This is a genomic window from Alkaliflexus imshenetskii DSM 15055, from assembly GCF_000517065.1.
GTDB classification, from domain to species: domain Bacteria; phylum Bacteroidota; class Bacteroidia; order Bacteroidales; family Marinilabiliaceae; genus Alkaliflexus; species Alkaliflexus imshenetskii.
On sequence record NZ_KI912105.1, the window covers coordinates 2,815,664 to 2,834,296 of the forward strand.

At 42.5% G+C, this 18,633-nt stretch carries 13 protein-coding genes and 1 rRNA gene; 11 read left to right on the forward strand and 3 right to left on the reverse strand.

Going from position 1 to position 18,633, the window contains the following annotated elements:
* Nucleotides 1-162: 162 nt before the first annotated feature.
* A 5S ribosomal RNA gene (gene rrf, locus ALKIM_RS0111925) occupies nucleotides 163-273 on the forward strand.
* A gap of 235 nt (nucleotides 274-508) precedes the next feature.
* Here rrf and ALKIM_RS19920 read toward each other — a convergent pair.
* The gene (locus ALKIM_RS19920) at nucleotides 509-625 is read right to left on the reverse strand and encodes a transposase (RefSeq protein WP_449353783.1); all 117 of its coding nucleotides are present in this window, start codon (nucleotides 623-625) and stop codon (nucleotides 509-511) included.
* Nucleotides 626-765: 140 nt separating this feature from the next.
* On the opposite strand from ALKIM_RS19920, the gene ALKIM_RS0111930 reads away from it, so the two are divergent.
* Complete coding sequence (locus tag ALKIM_RS0111930) at nucleotides 766-2,553, forward strand: MutS-related protein (RefSeq protein WP_026474857.1); 1,788 nt, start codon at nucleotides 766-768, stop codon at nucleotides 2,551-2,553.
* Here ALKIM_RS0111930 and ALKIM_RS18395 read toward each other — a convergent pair.
* On the reverse strand, nucleotides 2,550-4,928 hold the full coding sequence (locus tag ALKIM_RS18395) for a DUF5686 family protein (protein ID WP_044118288.1): 2,379 nt from the start codon (nucleotides 4,926-4,928) through the stop codon (nucleotides 2,550-2,552). The genes ALKIM_RS0111930 and ALKIM_RS18395 overlap by 4 nt on opposite strands.
* A gap of 87 nt (nucleotides 4,929-5,015) precedes the next feature.
* Nucleotides 5,016-5,906, reverse strand: a complete 891-nt coding sequence (locus ALKIM_RS0111940) for a pseudouridine synthase (RefSeq protein ID WP_084555873.1) — start codon at nucleotides 5,904-5,906, stop codon at nucleotides 5,016-5,018.
* 724 nt (nucleotides 5,907-6,630) lie between these two features.
* Between ALKIM_RS0111940 and glmM the strand changes: the two genes are divergently transcribed.
* The 9 genes from glmM (at nucleotide 6,631) to ALKIM_RS0111990 (ending at nucleotide 18,633) form a co-directional block, all read left to right on the forward strand.
* Nucleotides 6,631-8,016 (forward strand): phosphoglucosamine mutase, encoded by a 1,386-nt coding sequence (glmM, locus tag ALKIM_RS0111950; protein WP_026474859.1) that lies wholly within the window; start codon nucleotides 6,631-6,633, stop codon nucleotides 8,014-8,016.
* Nucleotides 8,017-8,170: 154 nt separating this feature from the next.
* Nucleotides 8,171-9,619, forward strand: coding sequence for an efflux RND transporter periplasmic adaptor subunit (locus tag ALKIM_RS18400; RefSeq protein WP_044117919.1), 1,449 nt, complete (start codon nucleotides 8,171-8,173; stop codon nucleotides 9,617-9,619).
* Between the two features lie 56 nt (nucleotides 9,620-9,675).
* A complete protein-coding gene (locus tag ALKIM_RS0111960; protein WP_026474860.1) occupies nucleotides 9,676-11,028 on the forward strand; it encodes an ABC transporter permease in 1,353 nt (450 codons plus the stop codon).
* 58 nt (nucleotides 11,029-11,086) lie between these two features.
* Entirely contained in the window at nucleotides 11,087-12,580 is a 1,494-nt protein-coding gene (locus ALKIM_RS18405; RefSeq protein WP_084555874.1) for a TolC family protein, read from the forward strand.
* Between the two features lie 11 nt (nucleotides 12,581-12,591).
* A complete protein-coding gene (locus ALKIM_RS18410) occupies nucleotides 12,592-13,845 on the forward strand; it encodes an efflux RND transporter periplasmic adaptor subunit (protein ID WP_044117920.1) in 1,254 nt (417 codons plus the stop codon).
* A 304-nt stretch (nucleotides 13,846-14,149) separates the two neighbouring features.
* Nucleotides 14,150-15,082: a malate dehydrogenase gene (gene mdh, locus ALKIM_RS0111975; RefSeq protein ID WP_026474861.1), complete on the forward strand. Its 933-nt coding sequence runs from the start codon at nucleotides 14,150-14,152 to the stop codon at nucleotides 15,080-15,082.
* 213 nt (nucleotides 15,083-15,295) lie between these two features.
* The gene (locus ALKIM_RS0111980; RefSeq protein ID WP_026474862.1) at nucleotides 15,296-16,222 is read left to right on the forward strand and encodes a hypothetical protein; all 927 of its coding nucleotides are present in this window, start codon (nucleotides 15,296-15,298) and stop codon (nucleotides 16,220-16,222) included.
* A gap of 19 nt (nucleotides 16,223-16,241) precedes the next feature.
* Nucleotides 16,242-16,976 carry a head GIN domain-containing protein gene (locus ALKIM_RS0111985; RefSeq protein WP_026474863.1) on the forward strand — a complete coding sequence of 245 codons (735 nt, stop codon included), beginning with the start codon at nucleotides 16,242-16,244 and terminating at the stop codon, nucleotides 16,974-16,976.
* 265 nt (nucleotides 16,977-17,241) lie between these two features.
* Nucleotides 17,242-18,633, forward strand: coding sequence for a hypothetical protein (locus tag ALKIM_RS0111990; protein ID WP_235714453.1), 1,392 nt, complete (start codon nucleotides 17,242-17,244; stop codon nucleotides 18,631-18,633).

Genomic DNA, 18,633 nt, shown 5'->3' on the forward strand with positions numbered 1-18,633 from the left:
TTCTGAGCAAGGTTTATTTGTGGCTGTTTCTTTTTCGAGGTCAATATATCTATAACATAGAATTAGATATTGAGATATTAAGACAGATAGATAAGATGAAAGAGATAAAGCGCTTCATCTATACCTCTAAAAATCTATATCTTTAATCATCTGGTAAGGTATTCAGGTGGCTATAGCGTAGGGGTTCCACCTCTTCCCATTCCGAACAGAGAAGTTAAGCCTTACAGCGCCGATGGTACTGCGTAACAGTGGGAGAGTAGGTCGCCGCCGATTTTTTAAGACAAAGGAGTAGTTGAGCAATCAGCTACTCCTTTTTGTGTTTAAGCCCGTTGGTGCGTATGCAGTGAAACTGCAATTAACCACAAAGGCGCGAAGGGCGCAAAGGGGTTTCGATAATTAACCACAAAGACTCAAAGGGCGCAAAGGGGTTTTAATACTTTCCATTCTGATTTTGGTTTATGGTACTCGCGTTAATTTTGCTTTTTACGGGTCATATTAAAATCTGGGTCTACGCATAAATTTCAGCTAATCTGTAAAGGAAAAATTTCACATCCGTTACACCTCTGAATTGTCTTCTGAAATCCTTTATTTTTGCATTGATTGACTCTGCTGCTGCATTTGTTATGGATTAACCACAATGGCGCTGAGGGCGCAAAGGGGTTTGTGTTTGTATGGTTTTTGGCTGATTGGATAATGAATTTCTTATAAATGTAATACTTTAGCATGACCTTATATGTATTGATGTTCTAACGCAAAATTATTATTGTGAAAGATTTATACCAAGAACGCATTTTTCAAATCGAAACTAAACAGGGTAGATTACGCAAGTTGTTTAATCTCATTTATGCAATTCGCCTTTTTTCTTTTATTGGCTTTGTGGCTTTTTTAGTCTGGTTTTCTGTAAGTCAGGATAATTTTTATTTGGCTTGTGTCTCCTGTTTCTTCCTTTTATTTTTTTTGGTGGCAATCAAAGTGGATACTGTTTTGATTCTGAAGCAAAAGGACTTGAATAGTCGACTTAAGGTTAACTTAAGTGAAGTGCAGTTTTCCACTTTTAGCTTTCAAAGTTTTGGCGAAGGAAGGGAGTTTATTAATCTAAATTCGGCATTGGCAAATGATTTTGATTTGTTTGGAGAATCTTCGCTGTATCAATATTTGAATAGGTCAATTACAAAGTCGGGAAGAGAGAAATTTGCACATAGGCTCTTAACGCAAGGCAATGATATCTCACAGATTGTTCGTTACCAATCGGCAATAGCAGAATTGGCAGAACGGCCTGAACAGCTTGAGGAGTATCAGAGCCTTGGAATAGATATATGCGAAGAGGGAGATGAACAGGAACGTTTATTAAATTGGTTGTCTGAATCGGGTAGTTGTGGCAGATGGACGCACAATTTACTTTATATCTACCCCGTAACATTATTGTTGTTTATTGTAGCCTCAGCGCTTGGTATATTTTCGTCTGCAGTGCTTTTATTTCCTGTTTTTTATTCCTTTTGGGTTACAAGTCGTAAGGTTCGCATCGTCAACAGGGTGCATGATGAATTGGGTAGAAACGCAAAGCTATTTGGTCAATTTGAAAAGATTATCGCTGTTGTTGAGAATGGTGAATTTGAAAGTGAGTTTCTACAGCAAATTACAGAGAAATTTAAAAAGGGGGATAAAGGAGCCGTAAGTTCATTAAATCAATTGTATCGCATTCTGGAGTGGTTCGATTACCGATACAATATGGTTGTGTCAGTATTGCTGAATACTTTGGTATTGTATGACCTTTGGTTGTTAGTGCGATTGGATCGATGGAGAAATGAGAACCGTGAATTTGTTGCCGGCTATTTTAAAGCTCTTTCTGAGTTTGATGCTCTGATAGGATTTTCCCGGTTTGCTATGAACAATAGGGATAATGTTGTGTATCCCGAGGTTGTGGATGAAGATTTTATATTTGAAACCTCACAAATGGGTCATCCACTTATTATACCTGAAAGCAGGGTAAATAACGATATTGTATTCGGAGGAAAACCATGTGTATTGGTGATTACTGGTGCTAATATGGCAGGTAAAAGCACTTTTTTACGCACCATGGTTGTGAATCTGATACTTGCCATGAATGGAGCTCCCGTATGTGCCCGATATTTTCGATTTTCACCATGTGCAATTCTTTCAAGCATCAATATCCGTGATTCGCTTTCTCAAAGAGCGTCCTATTTTTATGCTGAGTTGTTGCGTATACGTGAGATTATTGATTCTGTGGAAAGAATGCCCAGAACATTTGTGGTATTGGATGAGATATTGCGAGGAACCAACACCAAAGACAAACAGACCGGGTCGCTTGGACTACTGGAGAAGTTTATTGGGTTGAATGCTGTTGTGGTTATAGCTACGCACGATTTGGTTATTGGCGAGTTGGAGAATAAGTATCCTGATATTGTATTAAACCGATGTTTTGAGGTTGAATTGGAAGATGACGAACTTGTGTTTGACTACAAATTGAAGCACGGTATCAGCAAAAAAATTAACGCTTCGGTATTGATGCGGAAAATTGGAATAATAGATTAAATCCCGATCTCGACACCTATCTTAAATGACCAATTGTCTATCTCACGCTGATGTTGATATGGCCCGTATCGGTAATGAACGGCTAACCCATATTTCAAAAACATCTGTTTGAGAATGTTACCGATGTAGATTCCCGACTCATAAAAACCTTTATTAAAAGTCTGAACTATTGGTTTGTATTGATTGGATATATCGGCCCAACCTGCTGACGACGAGAGCGTGATTACGGGTTTGAATTTTCCGGCATGATTGATTCGGGTTGGAATCGATGTGCGGATGAATAGCAGTGAAAACGAGCTGGCAGCAAATTCATTGGGGCGCATGGTGGCGAAACTGTATCGCGATTCAAGGCTTAACCCTCTTCTGCTTGTGCCGAAAGTGCTGTAAAGTTGAGTAAGAGTGGGTTCTCCCCATATATTTCCGGACGTAATACGCACACTTGCCGCGATTAAAGGGTTCACTCTAAAGTTATTTTCAAATTGAAACTCTGTAGCAGTATAATTGAATTTTTCTGTTTCGTTACCAATTCCGCTTCGAATGTTTAACCAGAAGGCAGGAAATTCATTCCCAAGGGGAGTCAGCCCAAATCCGGAATGGGCGACTCTTAACAGAGGTTGCCATTTCACGCGCATAGCTGCTTCATGAGTTTGGAAAGGCGTAACCGTTTCGGTTAAAGCATCTGTGAAAAAAGGATAAAGGATTACCGGTGTCACATCATTATAGGCGTAGCTGAATTCGGTTTTCAGTTTTGTGCCCACTCTGCTAGTGAAGTTTCCTCCATACTTTGTAGCCCGATCTACGGTTTGAGTGGCAAAACGCTTAAATCTTTCGTCTGACAATGGTGGAAAACCATCCAGAAATGAAAATCCGCCCGTTTCATAAAGGTCTTTTTCGGCAAAAAACTTTAGAGATTGTTCCATTAATGGCGCCATATTTATTCTGAGGCTACCGCCATAGTTGTCATCTCCCGATTTGGTGCTTCTGCTGTAAAAACCCTCAAGACTTATTTTTTTTGATATTCTATCGCCGGTTTGCAAGCCTATTCCGGGTTTTATACCTTCATAGTGGTTGTAGTCCAGTAGTTTATTGACGTTTAAGTTGAGACTGCCCAATGGGAGATAGCCATTCAGCAGATTTTTTTGAAGGGTGATGAAACGGTCGAATCGGTGTGCTCTACCAAGACTGTCAATCATTCTGTATGTTGCAGAATCACGCGCCGTAAGTGGTTGATAACGCCATTTTTCGATAGAAGGTGTTTCTCTAAAGGCGGTTTCATCAATTAGCTCAATGGCCGAAAAGTCTTTTTCTGATAGTGGTGGATTAAGCTGTACTGCGGTAACCATACTTTTCCCTTCACCGATTATTGGAAATGGAAACGATTGTCCTGTAACGGTTCTGCTCATGCGGAGTCTTGTTTCCAGTTGCTCCGGAAACCAGTGAAGTCCATCGTGTATTGCGTAGTTTTGGCGTATGGAAAGCGATATGGGAGATTGATGGTCGATGGTAGTGGCTGACACAGATTGTATGGCGAAGCTGGGCGTGTGAATGTGCAAAGAGCCTTTCAAGCCTCGCATTGGGGCATTTTTCCTGGGTTCGAATGATATGTAGTAGATTTTTTCTCCATGATTATTGATGATGGAGTCTTCGAGAATAAAAAGATATGTGCGAAGGCCATCGGGAGAAACCGGATTTAGGAACTCACTATCGAGTAAGCGGATGTAATTGTTGTAGAAAGTAAATGGTTGAAGCTGCGTTGGTAGCATAGCAAGCGCAGGTTGCTGAAAGCCGCTCACCCGTCCAGAGATGATGCGTTCGTTGGTTTTATTGGGAGGCAGATGCTTTTTCTCTGACACCGACTCGATGAGCAGAAAATCATTATCCCTGTTAAAATTCCAGAGTTTCTCAAGCGATTTGTCCAAGGTGGTGAGTGTGTCTGGCGTTTCCATCCCAAATGACATCTTATGATAGATGATGCATTTATATGCCGTGTTCTGGTCGGGGTTGTTTTTATACCGGTTGGCAACAGCATTTTGCATTATTGGGATGGCCGGATTTTTACCTGGCAGAATTGTTATCTGTGACAACTCCACCGAAATTGAAACGAGAAACAGTTCTTGATTGTTTTTAAGCGTGTTGGTGGCGAGTGTTTCAGATTTGTAACCAAGACAACTGATACGAATGAACTCTACACCTGCAACGTCTGGTATTAAAAACTGGCCTTGAATATCGCTTATGGTACCTTCTTGTTTCTCACTGAACAGAATGTTTGCAAAAGCCACCGGTTCTCCACTTGTTTTATCTCTCAGCGACAGTGAAAGTGGAAGTGAACCCAGCCAAAAAGGAGAGAGGATGAATATGCCACACAGAGATATCATTTTTTTTACCGACCCTGAATATCGGCACATAAGGTTAATGATAAGGCGATGGATACATGGTATCTCTGTGTGGCGTAATGGAGTCATCTATTTTAATAGGCCGGCTTTAAGAAATTTAATCTCATCTCGCGAGAGGAAACGCCATTTTCCGCGAGGCAGGTTCTTTTTGGTGAGACCTGCAAAATAGACCCTGTCAAGTTTTACCACTTTGTATCCCAGATGTTCAAAGATGCGCCGCACAATGCGGTTGCGACCTGAGTGGAGTTCAATGCCAACCTGACATCGATCTTCAGCATCGGCATAGCTTACATGGTCTGCTTTTATTTGTCCGTCATCAAGCTTTATTCCCTTTTTTATATCTTCCAGATGTGCCTTGGTTACTGCTTTATCGGTATACACATGGTATATTTTTTTGCATTCGGATGATGGGTGTGTTAGTTTCTTTGATAAATCACCATCATTGGTGAGTAATAGCAGTCCTGTGGTATTTCGGTCGAGGCGACCAACAGGATATACCCTTTCATCACATGCATCCTGGATGATATCCATCACTGTGCGTCTTCCTTCCGGATCTGAAGCTGTAGTTACCACATCTTTTGGCTTGTTGATAAGAATGTACACTTTGGCTTCAGGATTCAGGCGTTTGCCTTCGTATCTCACATCATCTCCATGGTTCACACGGGTGCCTAACTCTTTTACAACAGCGCCATTTACTGTAACCAATCCTTTGGCAATTAATTCGTCGGCTTCGCGCCGGCTGCATACGCCACTGTTTGCCACATACCGGTTCAACCGAAGTCCGTCTTCAGCCTTAGGCTCTTCATTTATCACAGGTTTTGGGGCTGGTTTTTTAAATCTTGGAGCTGATTTGCCTTTTTCATTGTCAAAGCGCCTTTTGCTATCTTCTTTTACAACCTGGGGTTTTGAATTGCCTTCTGTGTAATGGTTTCGTTGTTTTTTATTGCGATTTTTTTCCATGTCGTCTATATGTGTAAATGATTATCCCTTACCGACTGCCTCATTTTTTTAGGTAAATGGGATGTGACTGTTCTTTTGCGATTTTTTTTTGAAATCTATCCTGTTTGTTTCCGGTTGCTTTGGTAGAATTAATCAAAACTTCCAGGTCACAAATTTAAGCACTCTCTGCATTAAAAATGACTTTTAAACAAGCTTTAAACGTAGAATAATACTAAATAATTACATTTTTTGTTGGCGTGTTGATAATAATATTTCCATACTATCAGTGTTTTAGCTTGTGTTTGTATGATCTGGATTTAAAATCTTTCGTCAATTTGGATAAAAGGGGCTTTGGTACGCCCGTTCAGCAGATTTTCTTCAGCAAGATTATATAATGGTTCTAAAATGGCTTCGTTCAATTGGTGATACGATGTTTGGCCTGGGTGTGTTGGCTTTGGCATGGTTTATTTTTGGATTGAAGGGTGGCTGGAGCATCGAAAAGTAAACAGACGTCTTTAAATATATTGCAACGCCAATAAAGGAGCATGATGCACTTTGTTGGCGTTGTTTGTTTTTGTTATTGTAAAGAGTTTTAGGCTTGACATTGGTGGTTTTCTCTGGTTTAAATATGGAAGTGCAAAATTTATGGGTTGCCAAAGCTTTTTGATTTATCTTTGTGTGGCTTGTAGAAAAAGTGCCAATCTGCCTTATTGAAAATATTGAAAACACTTATAAATTATCTGTAATGACTTTAATAAAATCTATTTCGGGAATTCGGGGAACCATTGGCGGAAAGCCAGGAGACGGTTTAAGCCCCATTGATGTGGTGCGCTTTTCATCTGCTTATGGGATGTGGTTAAAGCAGCGCTGCGGCAAGCAACAACCAAAGGTGGTGGTAGGTCGCGACGCGCGTATCTCCGGTGAAATGGTGAAAAATCTGGTGATAGGCTCGCTTCAGGGACTTGGTATTGATGTGATGCATCTTGGACTTGCAACCACACCCACCACAGAGCTTGCTGTGGTTCATCATCAGGCAGATGGCGGCATTATTCTCACGGCCAGTCACAATCCCAAACAGTGGAACGCGTTGAAATTACTTAACGAAAAGGGTGAGTTCCTTAGTGCTGCCGATGGTGAGATGATTTTGTCCATTGCCGAAAACGAGTTATTTGAGTTTGCCGAAGTAGATAATTTGGGCAAAATTACTGAGGATTCAAATTTTCTTCAGAAACATGTGGATGACGTGTTGGCATTGGAGTTGGTGGATGTGGAAGCGATTCGCAAGGCGGGTTTTAAAGTAGCTGTTGATTGTGTGAATTCTGTGGGTGGATTGGCAATTCCGGCTATGCTCAGAGCTTTGGGAGTGTCAGACATACTTGAGTTGTATTGTGAACCAAACGGCCAGTTTCCTCACAATCCGGAGCCATTGCCCGAACATCTGAAAGATATTTCTGAGTTGATAAAAAAAGAGAAAGCCGACGTGGGTTTTGTGGTCGACCCCGATGTGGATCGTTTGGCCATCATCAGCGAAGATGGAGCAATGTTTGGCGAAGAGTACACATTGGTAGCGGTGGCCGATTATGTGTTGTCAAAAACTTCCGGTAACACAGTTTCAAATTTAAGCTCTTCAAGGGCTTTGCGCGATGTGACCGCCAAACACGGTGGAACCTACTACGCCGCAGCGGTAGGGGAGGTTAATGTGGTTGAGAAAATGCGCGAGGTAAATGCCGTAATAGGGGGCGAAGGCAACGGAGGTGTGATTTACCCCGCAAGCCATAACGGACGCGATGCGCTTGTGGGTGTTGCTCTGTTTTTAACACATCTTGCCAAATCCGGATTAAAGTGCTCAGAGATGCGGAAGCAATATCCTGCCTACTTTATGTCAAAAAACAAAATTGAACTAACCCCGGATATTGATGTAGATGGCATACTTGTTAAAATTAAAGAACTCTATACTTCGGAAAAGGTGACCGATATTGATGGGGTCAAAATTGATTTCTCTGATAGTTGGGTACATCTTCGCAAATCGAACACTGAGCCAATCATCCGAATATACTCCGAAGCTCCTACAGAGAAAGAAGCGGCTGATTTGGCGGAAGATATGATTCGGGTTATCCGCACGCTTTTCTGATAAAACTGTTTTTATCGATAGGCATTTCTAAAAGAGGGGATTTGATGGTCTTCACCATTTTTCCCTCTTTTTTGCTTTAAAAACACGATAATAGTGGTTGTGGATTAAACTTTCGCTGGTATGTTTTGTCTCAAAGAAAAATCATCATAGAAAAATGCAGAGAATAAAGAATCTGAATCGACTTATTGCAATTGGAGTTGCAGTAGTTGTGGTACTGGGTTTGGGAATTTGGATAATTACCAGCCGCACAATGCTCGGCGAGACCCTTATAAGGATGGAAGTTCAGCGTGGTTCCTTTGTGGCCGAAGTGCATTCAACCGGGCAGTTGCAGGCTGAAAATGCAACATTTATTGAGGTGCCATCAGAGCTTTCGAGCCGACGCATCAATATTTTTGAGATAAAAATTACCGATTTGGTTGAAGAGGGAACCGTGGTGAATGAGGGCGATTTTGTGGCATCGTTGGACTACAGTGCCATTGAGGAGCTGTTAACACAGGGAAAGGAAGAGCTGGAGAAGTCGTTACAGGCACTCGAAGATGCCCGTATCGACACCAATATCAATATGAGTAACTTACGCGATGGATTGCTCAATGCCCGTGTTGCCGTTGAGGAACGAAAGCTTGTACTTGAGCAGTCGATATATGAGTCGCCGGCAGTTAAGCGTCAGGCAGCTCTTGAACTTGAGCGTGCTGAGCAAAATCTGTTGCAATTGTCGCGCAACTATGATTTGCGTGAGCGTCAGGCTGTGCATAGTGTAGAGCGTGCACTGGAAGAGGTTCGCCGAAACAGGGAGCGGGTGTCTGACATTGAGAAGTTATTTCAGGCGTTGGATGTAAAGGCACCAAAACCAGGCATGGTTATTTATAGTTACGACCGTTTTGGAAGTAAAATCAGGGTTGGTAGCAGCGTGAGCCGATGGGCACCCCGAATTGCTGAACTTCCCGATTTGTCATCGATGATTTCCCGTACGTTTATCAATGAGATTGATATCTCACGGATACGAGTGGGACAGAAAGTTAAGATTGGTGTGGACGCATTTCCTGACAAACAGTTTGATGGCGAGGTGATTTCAGTAGCCAATATAGGTCAGACTTTGCCAAATGGCGATACCAAAGTTTTTGAAGTAAACATCAAACTCTTCGGCTCTGATCCTGAGTTGCGGCCAGCAATGACTACAAGCAATGTGATTACCATCGATCGCTTGGATGATGCGTTGTATATCCCACTCGAAACAGTATTTAGAACAGACTCTTCAAGATATGTATTCACATACACAAACCAGTTGGTAAAACAAATTATAGAAACAGATGTTGAAAATGCCAATCATGTGGTTGTCAGTCAGGGTTTAAAAGAAGGCCAGGTGGTTCTGATGAACGCGCCATCCAATGCGGATGAGCTACCACTGCTTGGAGAGGAGATTTATCTGGATATGATTCAAAAGGCTGAAAAAGCGAAAGCAGAACAGGCGAATCAATCTGAACAGGAAGAACGTCCGCGTGTACGACCCGGAGAAGGGCGTCGTCGTCCGGCTGCTGATGGTGAAGGTGGCGAAGGCGGTGGTGAGAATATGCCACGACGAAGACCCCAGCAACAGGGTAACTAAAGGGTAATCCTAGGTGAGAAACTAAGGTGCCTTTGGCACTCTAAAAAATCAATTTCATGAGACGAATTACTGCATTGTTTACACGATATTTTCACGATGTCATTATTGCTGTTGAAGCCATTCTGGCCAATAAAATGAAATCGATGCTCACGGCATTGGGTATCATGTTTGGCGTGGCTGCTGTTATCTCGATGCTTGCAATAGGACGGGGTGCGCAACAGGAAGTGTTGGAGCAGATAAAGCTCGTTGGCGTCAATAACATAATTGTTACGCCAACGGAACTGTCTTTGGGTTCCCCTGATGTGGGTGCATCCGGCTCAAATGTAAGGCGCTTTTCACCCGGACTTACGCTGCTCGATGCCGAGGCCATCGAATCCTCCATCCCCACAGTGTCAAAGGTTAGTCCGGTAATCTCCCTGAATTATCATGCTGTTTTGCAGGGTAGGAGCTATCCCGTTGTACTCGAAGGGGTGTCATCAAACTATTTTGAGTTACTTAATATCAATCTGGTTGGAGGAGAGATTTTTAACCAGCTGCAAAGCGAAGGTGGATTGCCGGTTTGTGTGATTGGTGATAACATTCGCAACCGGTTCTTTAGTACGCAGGATCCCATCGGGCAGTATATAAAGGCCGGAAATACCTGGCTTCAGGTAATAGGTGTGATTGAACGCCGTGACTTTACAGCTTCTGCCTCAGATGAAATGGGTATTAGCAGTACCGACAATAAGATTTTTGTGCCAGTTAAAACCATGTTGCTGCGCTTTAAGGACAAGGCTCGTATCGATCCCGAAGTGTTGGAGAGCATCGCACGCGGAGGTGGCAATGCAACTACTACCAGTGATGAAGCTGTTACTTCGGCTACACATCAGTTGGATAAAATAATTATTCAAGTAGAAGAGACTGAACACTTAAGTGCCACAGCAGATATTATTAAACGCATGTTGCTGCGCCGACATTCCGATATTTACGATTTTGAAGTGACAGTTCCCGAATTGTTGCTCAAGCAGCAACAAAAGACCAACGATATTTTCAACATCGTATTGGGAGCCATTGCCAGCATCTCTCTGATTGTGGGGGGCATAGGGATAATGAATATCATGCTTGCCTCTGTTTGGGAGCGTATTCGCGAAATAGGTACACGTCAGGCCATTGGCGCATCCCGCAAAGATATCATTGTGCAGTTTTTGGCTGAATCTACACTTATCAGTGTTACCGGCGGGATGATAGGCATTGTTTTAGGCGTGATAATGGCACGACTGATAAATGTGATGGCTGATATTCAGACCATTGTTAGTCTGTTTTCTGTGTTGGTTGCATTTGGCGTATCAGCCACAGTGGGCATTGTTTTCGGATACATACCTGCAAAGCGGGCAGCCAATCAGGATCCGGTTGAATCATTGCGACATTGATGTGCCGCGTAAAATGAAGTTTAGATTTTTGGAATCAGAAATTGAATATTAAAGATATATGAGTAGAATAATCCTGTTAACATTTGTGTTGACAATTTTCATTCCTAGAGTAAGTGAGGCTCAGAGAGAACAAGTTGTGGTGGATTTGACGCTTGATCAAGTCATCGACTTGGCCCATCAGCAATCCTTGTATGGTTTCAGAACCAAGAATATGTACTTGTCTAGGTATTGGGAATTCAGAAGTTTTAAGGCCGATAGGTTGCCAAGTTTGGTGTTAAGTGCCACCCCGATAAACTATGACCGCTCGGTGCGTAGCCAGTTTATCTCTGAAGAAGAAGGAGACAGGTTTATTTCCCGCTCTTATTTTACTTCGGATGCGGCTCTCTCTGTACGCCAGAATGTGACAATGACAGGTGGTGTGTTTGATGTCACTACATCTTTAAGCCGGATTCAGAATATGGATACTGAAGCTGTTAATTATGCCTCATATCCTGTGAGCATTGGTTTTACACAGTCGCTCAACGGCTACAACCGTTTCAGATGGGAAGCACGCATTCAGCCATTGAAATTTGAGCAAGCCAAGCTTGAGTATCTGCAATCGTTGGAAACATTATCAATTCAAGCTACGAACCATTTTTTTAACGTAGCAACTGCTGAAATAAACATGACCATTGCCCGAACCAACTATGCCAATGCTGACACATTATACCGTATTGGTAGTGGTCGTTTTGAGATTGGAACGGTCACTCAGGATGAGTTGCTCGATTTGGAATTGGGGCTTTTGAATGCACGATTGGCCGTAAGCCGTGCCGAAATTGACCTGAAGCAGGCTCACGCTTCCTTAAACTCTTTTCTTGTGTTAGGTGATGATGTTCGTATAAATTGTGTCGTGCCAACAGAAATACCAAAAATCTCAATCGATGTGGAGAAGGCTTTGACCATGGCCATCGAAAACAATCCTCAAATACTGGGTTATCAAAGGCAATTGCTTGAGGCTGAGCAGAATGTGGCGCGAACCCGATCCGAGAGCGGATTAAATGCCAACATAAGAGCCAATTTGGGTCTTAATAGAACAGCCGACGATTTGGCGCTTGCCTATCAATCACCTTTTCTTGAGCAGCAACAGATACGAGTAGGAGTAAGTATTCCTATTGTAGATTGGGGACAACGTCGTGGTCGGATTCAAATGGCTCGCTCCAACCAGGATGTAGCCGAGGCAACTGTGAAGCAATCGGTACTTGATTTTGAACAGGATGCTATCATCTCATTCCTCGATTTTAATTTGCAGGAAGACCAGGTAGCCATTGCTGCCAAAGCTGACACAATTGCTCAAATGGGTTACAGAGTTACCATGCAGCGGTTTATGATTGATAAAGTGGATGTGATACGACTTAACTCGGCGCGTAACTCGCTCGATGCAGCCCGCCGAAACTATATCAGTGCATTGCGCCGCTATTGGGTGAGTTATTATGGAATACGACAAATTACATTGTACGATTTTTTATCTGACAGACCGTTGATGGAGAATCTGGACGAGTTACTTCAACGTTAAGGAGAAGGATTATGAAGAAGAATTTATGGCAATTAATAGTACCTCTGGTTCTTGTGGTGGTTACGCTAATCGTTTATGCGATTTCCACCAGAGAAACGGATAAGGAACCAGACATTGTTCGGGTAGAGCGCGGCACTTTCGAGATTGTAGTGTCAGGGATGGGTGAGCTGGAAGCGTTGGAATCCACGCAGATAATGATTCCGGATGTCCTTTCAAATCGTTCTATCAGAATACGTTCCCTGGCAATAACTGACATTGTGCGTGAAGGTACCGTAGTAAAACGTGGTGATTATGTGGCAACCCTTGATCCCGGCGATGTGGAGGAGCAGTTGCGTACAGCTCAGGATAGACTTGAAATGTATCTTAACAACCTGGAACGCGCAAAAATTGATAGTTCACTGGCACTAAGCGATGCCCGTGATCAGATACGGCAAGCGTTAGATTTGATTGAAGATCGCAAAATAAGGGTGGAGCAGTCGGTCTATGAATCGGGCGCAGTGCAGCGTCAAGCTCAGATAAATCTGGAGACAGCACAACGTTCCCATGGGCAAAGAGTGCGTAACTATACCCAAATCAAACGCAGACACGAACTAAGCATTCAGAGAGCGCTCGATAATCTTGAAAACCAAGAGGAAGAGATAGCCATGCTGGAGCAGCTCAGACGCGATTTACGCGTAACAGCTCCCGGACCCGGGTTGGTGGTGTATGCCAGAGGTAACGACGGTCAAAAAATACGAATTGGCTCTCATGTAAGTCGTTGGGCACCATTAATAGCTACATTACCCGATTTATCAACACTGCAATCTGTGGTATATGTTAAAGAAATTGATATTTCTAAGATTAGTGAAGGTTTACCGGTGAGAATCCGTATCGATGCCTTTCCCGAGGAGCAGTTTAGAGGAGTCATTAAGCGGGTAGCCAATGTAGGACAAGAGATGCCGGGTGAGTTTTTTAATGCCTTTAAGGTTGAAATTGAAGTGGATCCGCAAGGTAAAACCCTCCTGCCGGGTATGAGCTCCACTAATCACATTGTGGTTGAGTCGCTGCGGGAGTCCGTAATCATACCACGTTTGGCTGTTTTTAAAAGCGATGAATATGGCATGTATGTATATAAACGCGAAGGATTGTCTGTTGTACGCCAGCAGATTGAAACATCCGGCGAAAATGATTTGAATTACCGTGTGACAGCTGGATTGAAGCCAGGGGATCGGGTTTTTATTCAACCTCCCTCTAAAGCTGACGGCCTGCGCATGGTAAGTCTCTAAGTTTCTGTTTTGTTTTAAGTTGAGAATACCCTGGAGAATAACGTTTCTTCAGGGTATTTTTCTGATTTATGTCAGCTATATTTTCTTTTTGTTGATAGGTGAACCATATTGTCGTTCAGGTGTTTAAAATTTTACTGTTAATTCTTTGTAAAATATGAAGAAATTTTTCTGCAATTCAAGTTACTTATATATATTTGTCGACCTTTAAATTGGTTTGGGATGTCAGTATTTATCCCTATTTTGAAGCAGAATGTATTTATCATGAAAATATAATATATATTAGTTATTTAAAAAATTTGCTGATATGAAAGTAACAGTTGTAGGAGCGGGTAATGTCGGAGCCACATGTGCAGATATTCTTGCTTACCGTGAGATTGCCAATGAGGTAGTGCTTATTGATATTAAAGAGGGTGTAGCTGAAGGCAAGGCTCTTGATATCTGGCAAAAAGCTCCAATCGATTTATATGACACCCGCACGGTTGGTGTTACCAGCGACTATTCCAGAACAGCTGGTTCCGATGTGGTTGTTATCACATCCGGATTGCCACGTAAACCCGGTATGACCCGTGATGACTTAATTGAAACCAACGCTGGAATTGTTAAATCTGTTACTGAGCAAATCGTTGCACAATCTCCCGATGCAATTATTATCGTGGTATCTAACCCGCTCGACGTGATGACTTATCAGGCGCATATTTCCAGCAAATTGCCCAGAACCAAAGTTATGGGTATGGCCGGAATTCTAGATACCGCTCGCTACCGTGCATTTTTGGCTCAGGAACTGAATGTATCTCCAAAGGATATTCAAGCAGTGCTGTTGGGCGGACATGGCGATACAATGGTGCCACTGCCCAGATACACTACCGTTGGTGGCATACCTGTGACCGAGTTGATTGATGCAGACAAGCTTGATGCAATCATCGAACGAACCAAATTTGGAGGTGGAGAGCTCGTGAAACTGATGGGTACCTCAGCCTGGTATGCACCTGGTTCAGCAGCCGCTCAGATGGTTGAAGCCATCGTACGCGACCAACGCAGAGTATTCCCCGTATGTATTCGTTTGGATGGTGAATATGGTATCGAGAATTGCTACCTTGGCGTACCGGTTATCCTTGGTAAAAATGGTGTTGAGAAAGTAATTGAGCTTGCTCTTAACGATGACGAAATGGAACTTTTGCGTACCAGTCGTGATCATGTGATTGATGTTATGAACGTTTTAGATCGTTTGGGTAAATAAATTTTTGCGTTATATTTTCTATTCTCTTAAAGCCCGTTTATTCGGGCTTTTTTGTGTTCGAAAGTGAACAGTTTATTGTTGATAACGGTCATAAATTTGCTTTGGCATCTCTATGTGCCTCGACTTAACTAACTGTAATTAAGCGTAATGAAACGTTTGGCATTATTCCTGTTAAAGTCAGATTGTATTCATCAATCAATAGGAGGAGCAGAAATGAAAACTAACGTAAAACACACAAGCAGAATGATAGCTACCCCATCGTTATTAATGTTGGGTTTGCTACTCATAACTGGATTCACAATTCTTTTTGTATCCGAAAGAGGCCTGCTTTTTAACAACTTGGATTTTGCGCAAAGTAGCAATCATGAGTTAACACTTTCTTCTTGGGCGATTGAGAAGCATTTGGCCGAGACCAACGCCAATATTATAAATGCTACCGCACCTGCAGTAATTGATATTCCTGTTGTCTCAAACGATGTATGGAGTTTTCTTGCAATTGAATCATGGATGTATGAACTTACACCAATATATGTGTTGAACACACCTACAGAATACATCAGCATTGAAGATTGGATGTTCACCACTCAAAGTTGGGCGGCTGATTTAAATTGCTATGCTGGTGATTGTTTTCTGGCTTTGGAAGCCTGGATGTTTCACTCAAGCTGGAATGAATCAGGTCTGGCCGGAAATGTGTATCCAGGTGAAGAGGTGTTACCTTTGGCTGGATGGATGCTTTCAACCGAAACATGGGTAGAAGTTGCTGCTGCTACCGAATTGGCTTATGCCGGTGACGAAGTAATTACTCTTTCAGACTGGATGTTTGCTGATGATAGCAGCAACTTGTATGCAGGAGAAGAAGTGATGCCAATCGAAAACTGGATGCTTTATGCAGATGTCTTGAATCCGGACTTTGCCCAATCTCAACTTGAGTTGTTGCCCGTAGAAGATTGGATGTTGTCTTCCGAAGAATGGCTCGACACCACTGCCTATGCCGCAACCCTTGTTTACCCCGGCGAAGATCTAATAGAACTCGAGGAGTGGATGATTTCAACTGCTAATGCTAACCATGAAATTGCTGTAGTTGCAAGCGGTTCAATAACCTTCGATGCCGACAATGGCATGCTGCCATATTTGCTTTAATTCTCTAAACAATACCACTATGTTACGCGGGATATTATATTTTCTGATTTCATCACTTTTCCTATTCACAGCGTGTCGTCTGGAAACAGGAGCCAACCGTTTTCAGACGCCTGTGGATGGGTCTGGTAAAATGATTGCCGGTTTCTTTAATCAGGTGGAACTAGATGGAAACTTTATTGTTTACATTCAGAATGGTGACAGCGAGCATGTTGTTCTAAATGGTGACCAACAAAGGTTGAATATGATTATTGTAGATATGGATAATCAGGTGCTAAAAATCACCGATTTGGAACAAGAGGTCAGATCAAGTCGTCGTCGATCCCCCATTGTAATAAATATTACAGCCCGGGAAATAAGTAGAATCACTGGCAGGCACGCAATTAAAATGATAACGTCTGATGTATTTCGTTTTGATACGCTCACTTTAAATTTTTCAGGCGCTGCAGACTTAAACCTTAATCTTGATGGCAATTACCTTAAGGGTTTGTTTGAGGGTGCTTCATCGGTCAAAGCTCAGGGGGTTGTTAACTCTTTTTTGGTTGAAATGCCAGGTGCCGGCAAACTGTTGGCTTACGATTTGATTGCACAAAAGGTTGATTTGAACCTGGCAGGTGCCGGCAAAGCTCAGGTTTATGCATCTCAGGAACTGCGGGTAAACATTGCAGGCGCCTGTAGTGTTACTTATAAAGGGAGTCCGGAAAACCTGTTTTCTAATATTTCGGGTATCGGGCGAGTAAAACAAGTTGAACCTTAATTGGGTCATGATTGTTTGTTATATGTTGAAGTGTTTTTCAGGCATTACAATGGTTTCATAACATCCTTTTATAATTTATGAGAGGATATTTTTTTCATAATCTCCATTTGCAGTTAATTTTTGTAAAAAATAGTTTACCATTCGTAAAAATTAACTTGGGAGATTCACTATGTTTTAATAAATTGCACAAAAATAGGTGAGATAGATTGTATGAATAAGTACGTGGATGAGAGGCGTTTTTAAAATATTAGTGCCAATTTTGGCAGTGTGGCTAGTCTGGGGGTGTGAACGTGACTATATGTTTCGCGGTGGTAACGACGGGGTTCGTTTCTCTGTTGACACCGTAATGTTTGATACCATCTTTACATCATTCGGTTCTACTACAAAGCATTTCCGGGTTTATAACCACTATGGAAGTGATATGCTTATTGATGGCATCAGACTGGCAGGTGGTGAAAACTCAAAGTTTCGCATCAATATTAACGGTATTTCTGAGCATACAGTAAATGATGTGCCGCTGCGTTCGGGCGATAGTCTGTTTGTTTTTGTAGAGGTTACCATCGATCCTTCTGAAGTGGATGCACCTTTTGTGGTGACCGACTCTGTGATTTTCTACACCCGAGAACGCATTCAGAGTGTTCAACTGGTGGCCTATGGCCAAAATGTGGTTGTTTTACGTAAACGTAACCTAAAAACCCAGCGCTTCACGGCTGATAGGCCTTACTTAATTTATGACTGGGTTGTTGTTGATTCCCTTGAAACGCTTACGGTTGACCCGGGAGCACGATTGCATTTTTATAAAAATGCCAGTCTCTTTGTTTTTGGTACGCTCAATGTAAAAGGAACCCGCGACGAACCGGTTCTTTTTGCTGGTTCGCGTCTCGAAGAGTGGTATGCCGATAAACCTGGCCAGTGGGGATATATCTATCTCATGCCCGGAAGCACAAATCATGTCATCGATTATGCTATCATCCGAAATGGTACGATGGGACTTGTCGTCGATTCCGTTGGGGTTGATGGCGATCCACCTCTCTACATCTCCAATACAAGAATTGAACACAAGGCACGTCAGGGATTGGTGGCACAAGCCTCTTCAATTGTTGCCAGTAATTCACTGTTTGCCGATTGTGGAAGTGCAGCAGTGGCGCTCACCGTGGGTGGGCATTATGAATTTTACCACAGTACAATTGCCAATTATTATCGCTGGGCCTTTCGTGGCGTGCCGGCTCTTGTTTTGTCAAATTATTATCTGGATAAGGATGGAGCCATCCGTACCAATAATTTAGAGGAGGCTCTGTTTAGCAATTGCATCATCTATGGACTGTCAGACAATGAAATTGGTCTGGATTTTAAATCCAATAGCGATGATTTTGAAAATGAAGTTGTAAGTTATCGTTTCGACCACTCTCTTATTCGTACTACACTCAAAAATGAGCGTTTGAGTGATCCAAAGCATTTCAGGGATGTGATCATAAACCGCGATCCTTCATTTATCTCTCCAGTTAATTCAAATTATCAGCTCGACACACTCTCAGTTGCCAAAGATGCCGGGGATATTAACGCAGCACGCCGTTTTCCTAAGGATTTTAATGGTAACAGCCGTTTGAACGATAAAGGTCCCGACCTAGGATTTATTGAGCGTATTGAACGTCAGTAA

Bases quoted from the DNA above. Each gene is read 5' to 3' on its own strand.
- ALKIM_RS18395 (WP_044118288.1), bottom strand. From the start codon at position 4,928: ATGATATCTCTGTGTGGCATATTCATCCTCTCTCCTTTTTGGCTGGGT.
- ALKIM_RS0111940 (WP_084555873.1), bottom strand. From the start codon at position 5,906: ATGGAAAAAAATCGCAATAAAAAACAACGAAACCATTACACAGAAGGC.
- glmM (WP_026474859.1), top strand. From the start codon at position 6,631: ATGACTTTAATAAAATCTATTTCGGGAATTCGGGGAACCATTGGCGGA.
- ALKIM_RS18400 (WP_044117919.1), top strand. From the start codon at position 8,171: ATGCAGAGAATAAAGAATCTGAATCGACTTATTGCAATTGGAGTTGCA.
- ALKIM_RS0111960 (WP_026474860.1), top strand. From the start codon at position 9,676: ATGAGACGAATTACTGCATTGTTTACACGATATTTTCACGATGTCATT.
- ALKIM_RS18405 (WP_084555874.1), top strand. From the start codon at position 11,087: ATGAGTAGAATAATCCTGTTAACATTTGTGTTGACAATTTTCATTCCT.
- ALKIM_RS18410 (WP_044117920.1), top strand. From the start codon at position 12,592: ATGAAGAAGAATTTATGGCAATTAATAGTACCTCTGGTTCTTGTGGTG.
- mdh (WP_026474861.1), top strand. From the start codon at position 14,150: ATGAAAGTAACAGTTGTAGGAGCGGGTAATGTCGGAGCCACATGTGCA.
- ALKIM_RS0111980 (WP_026474862.1), top strand. From the start codon at position 15,296: ATGAAAACTAACGTAAAACACACAAGCAGAATGATAGCTACCCCATCG.
- ALKIM_RS0111985 (WP_026474863.1), top strand. From the start codon at position 16,242: ATGTTACGCGGGATATTATATTTTCTGATTTCATCACTTTTCCTATTC.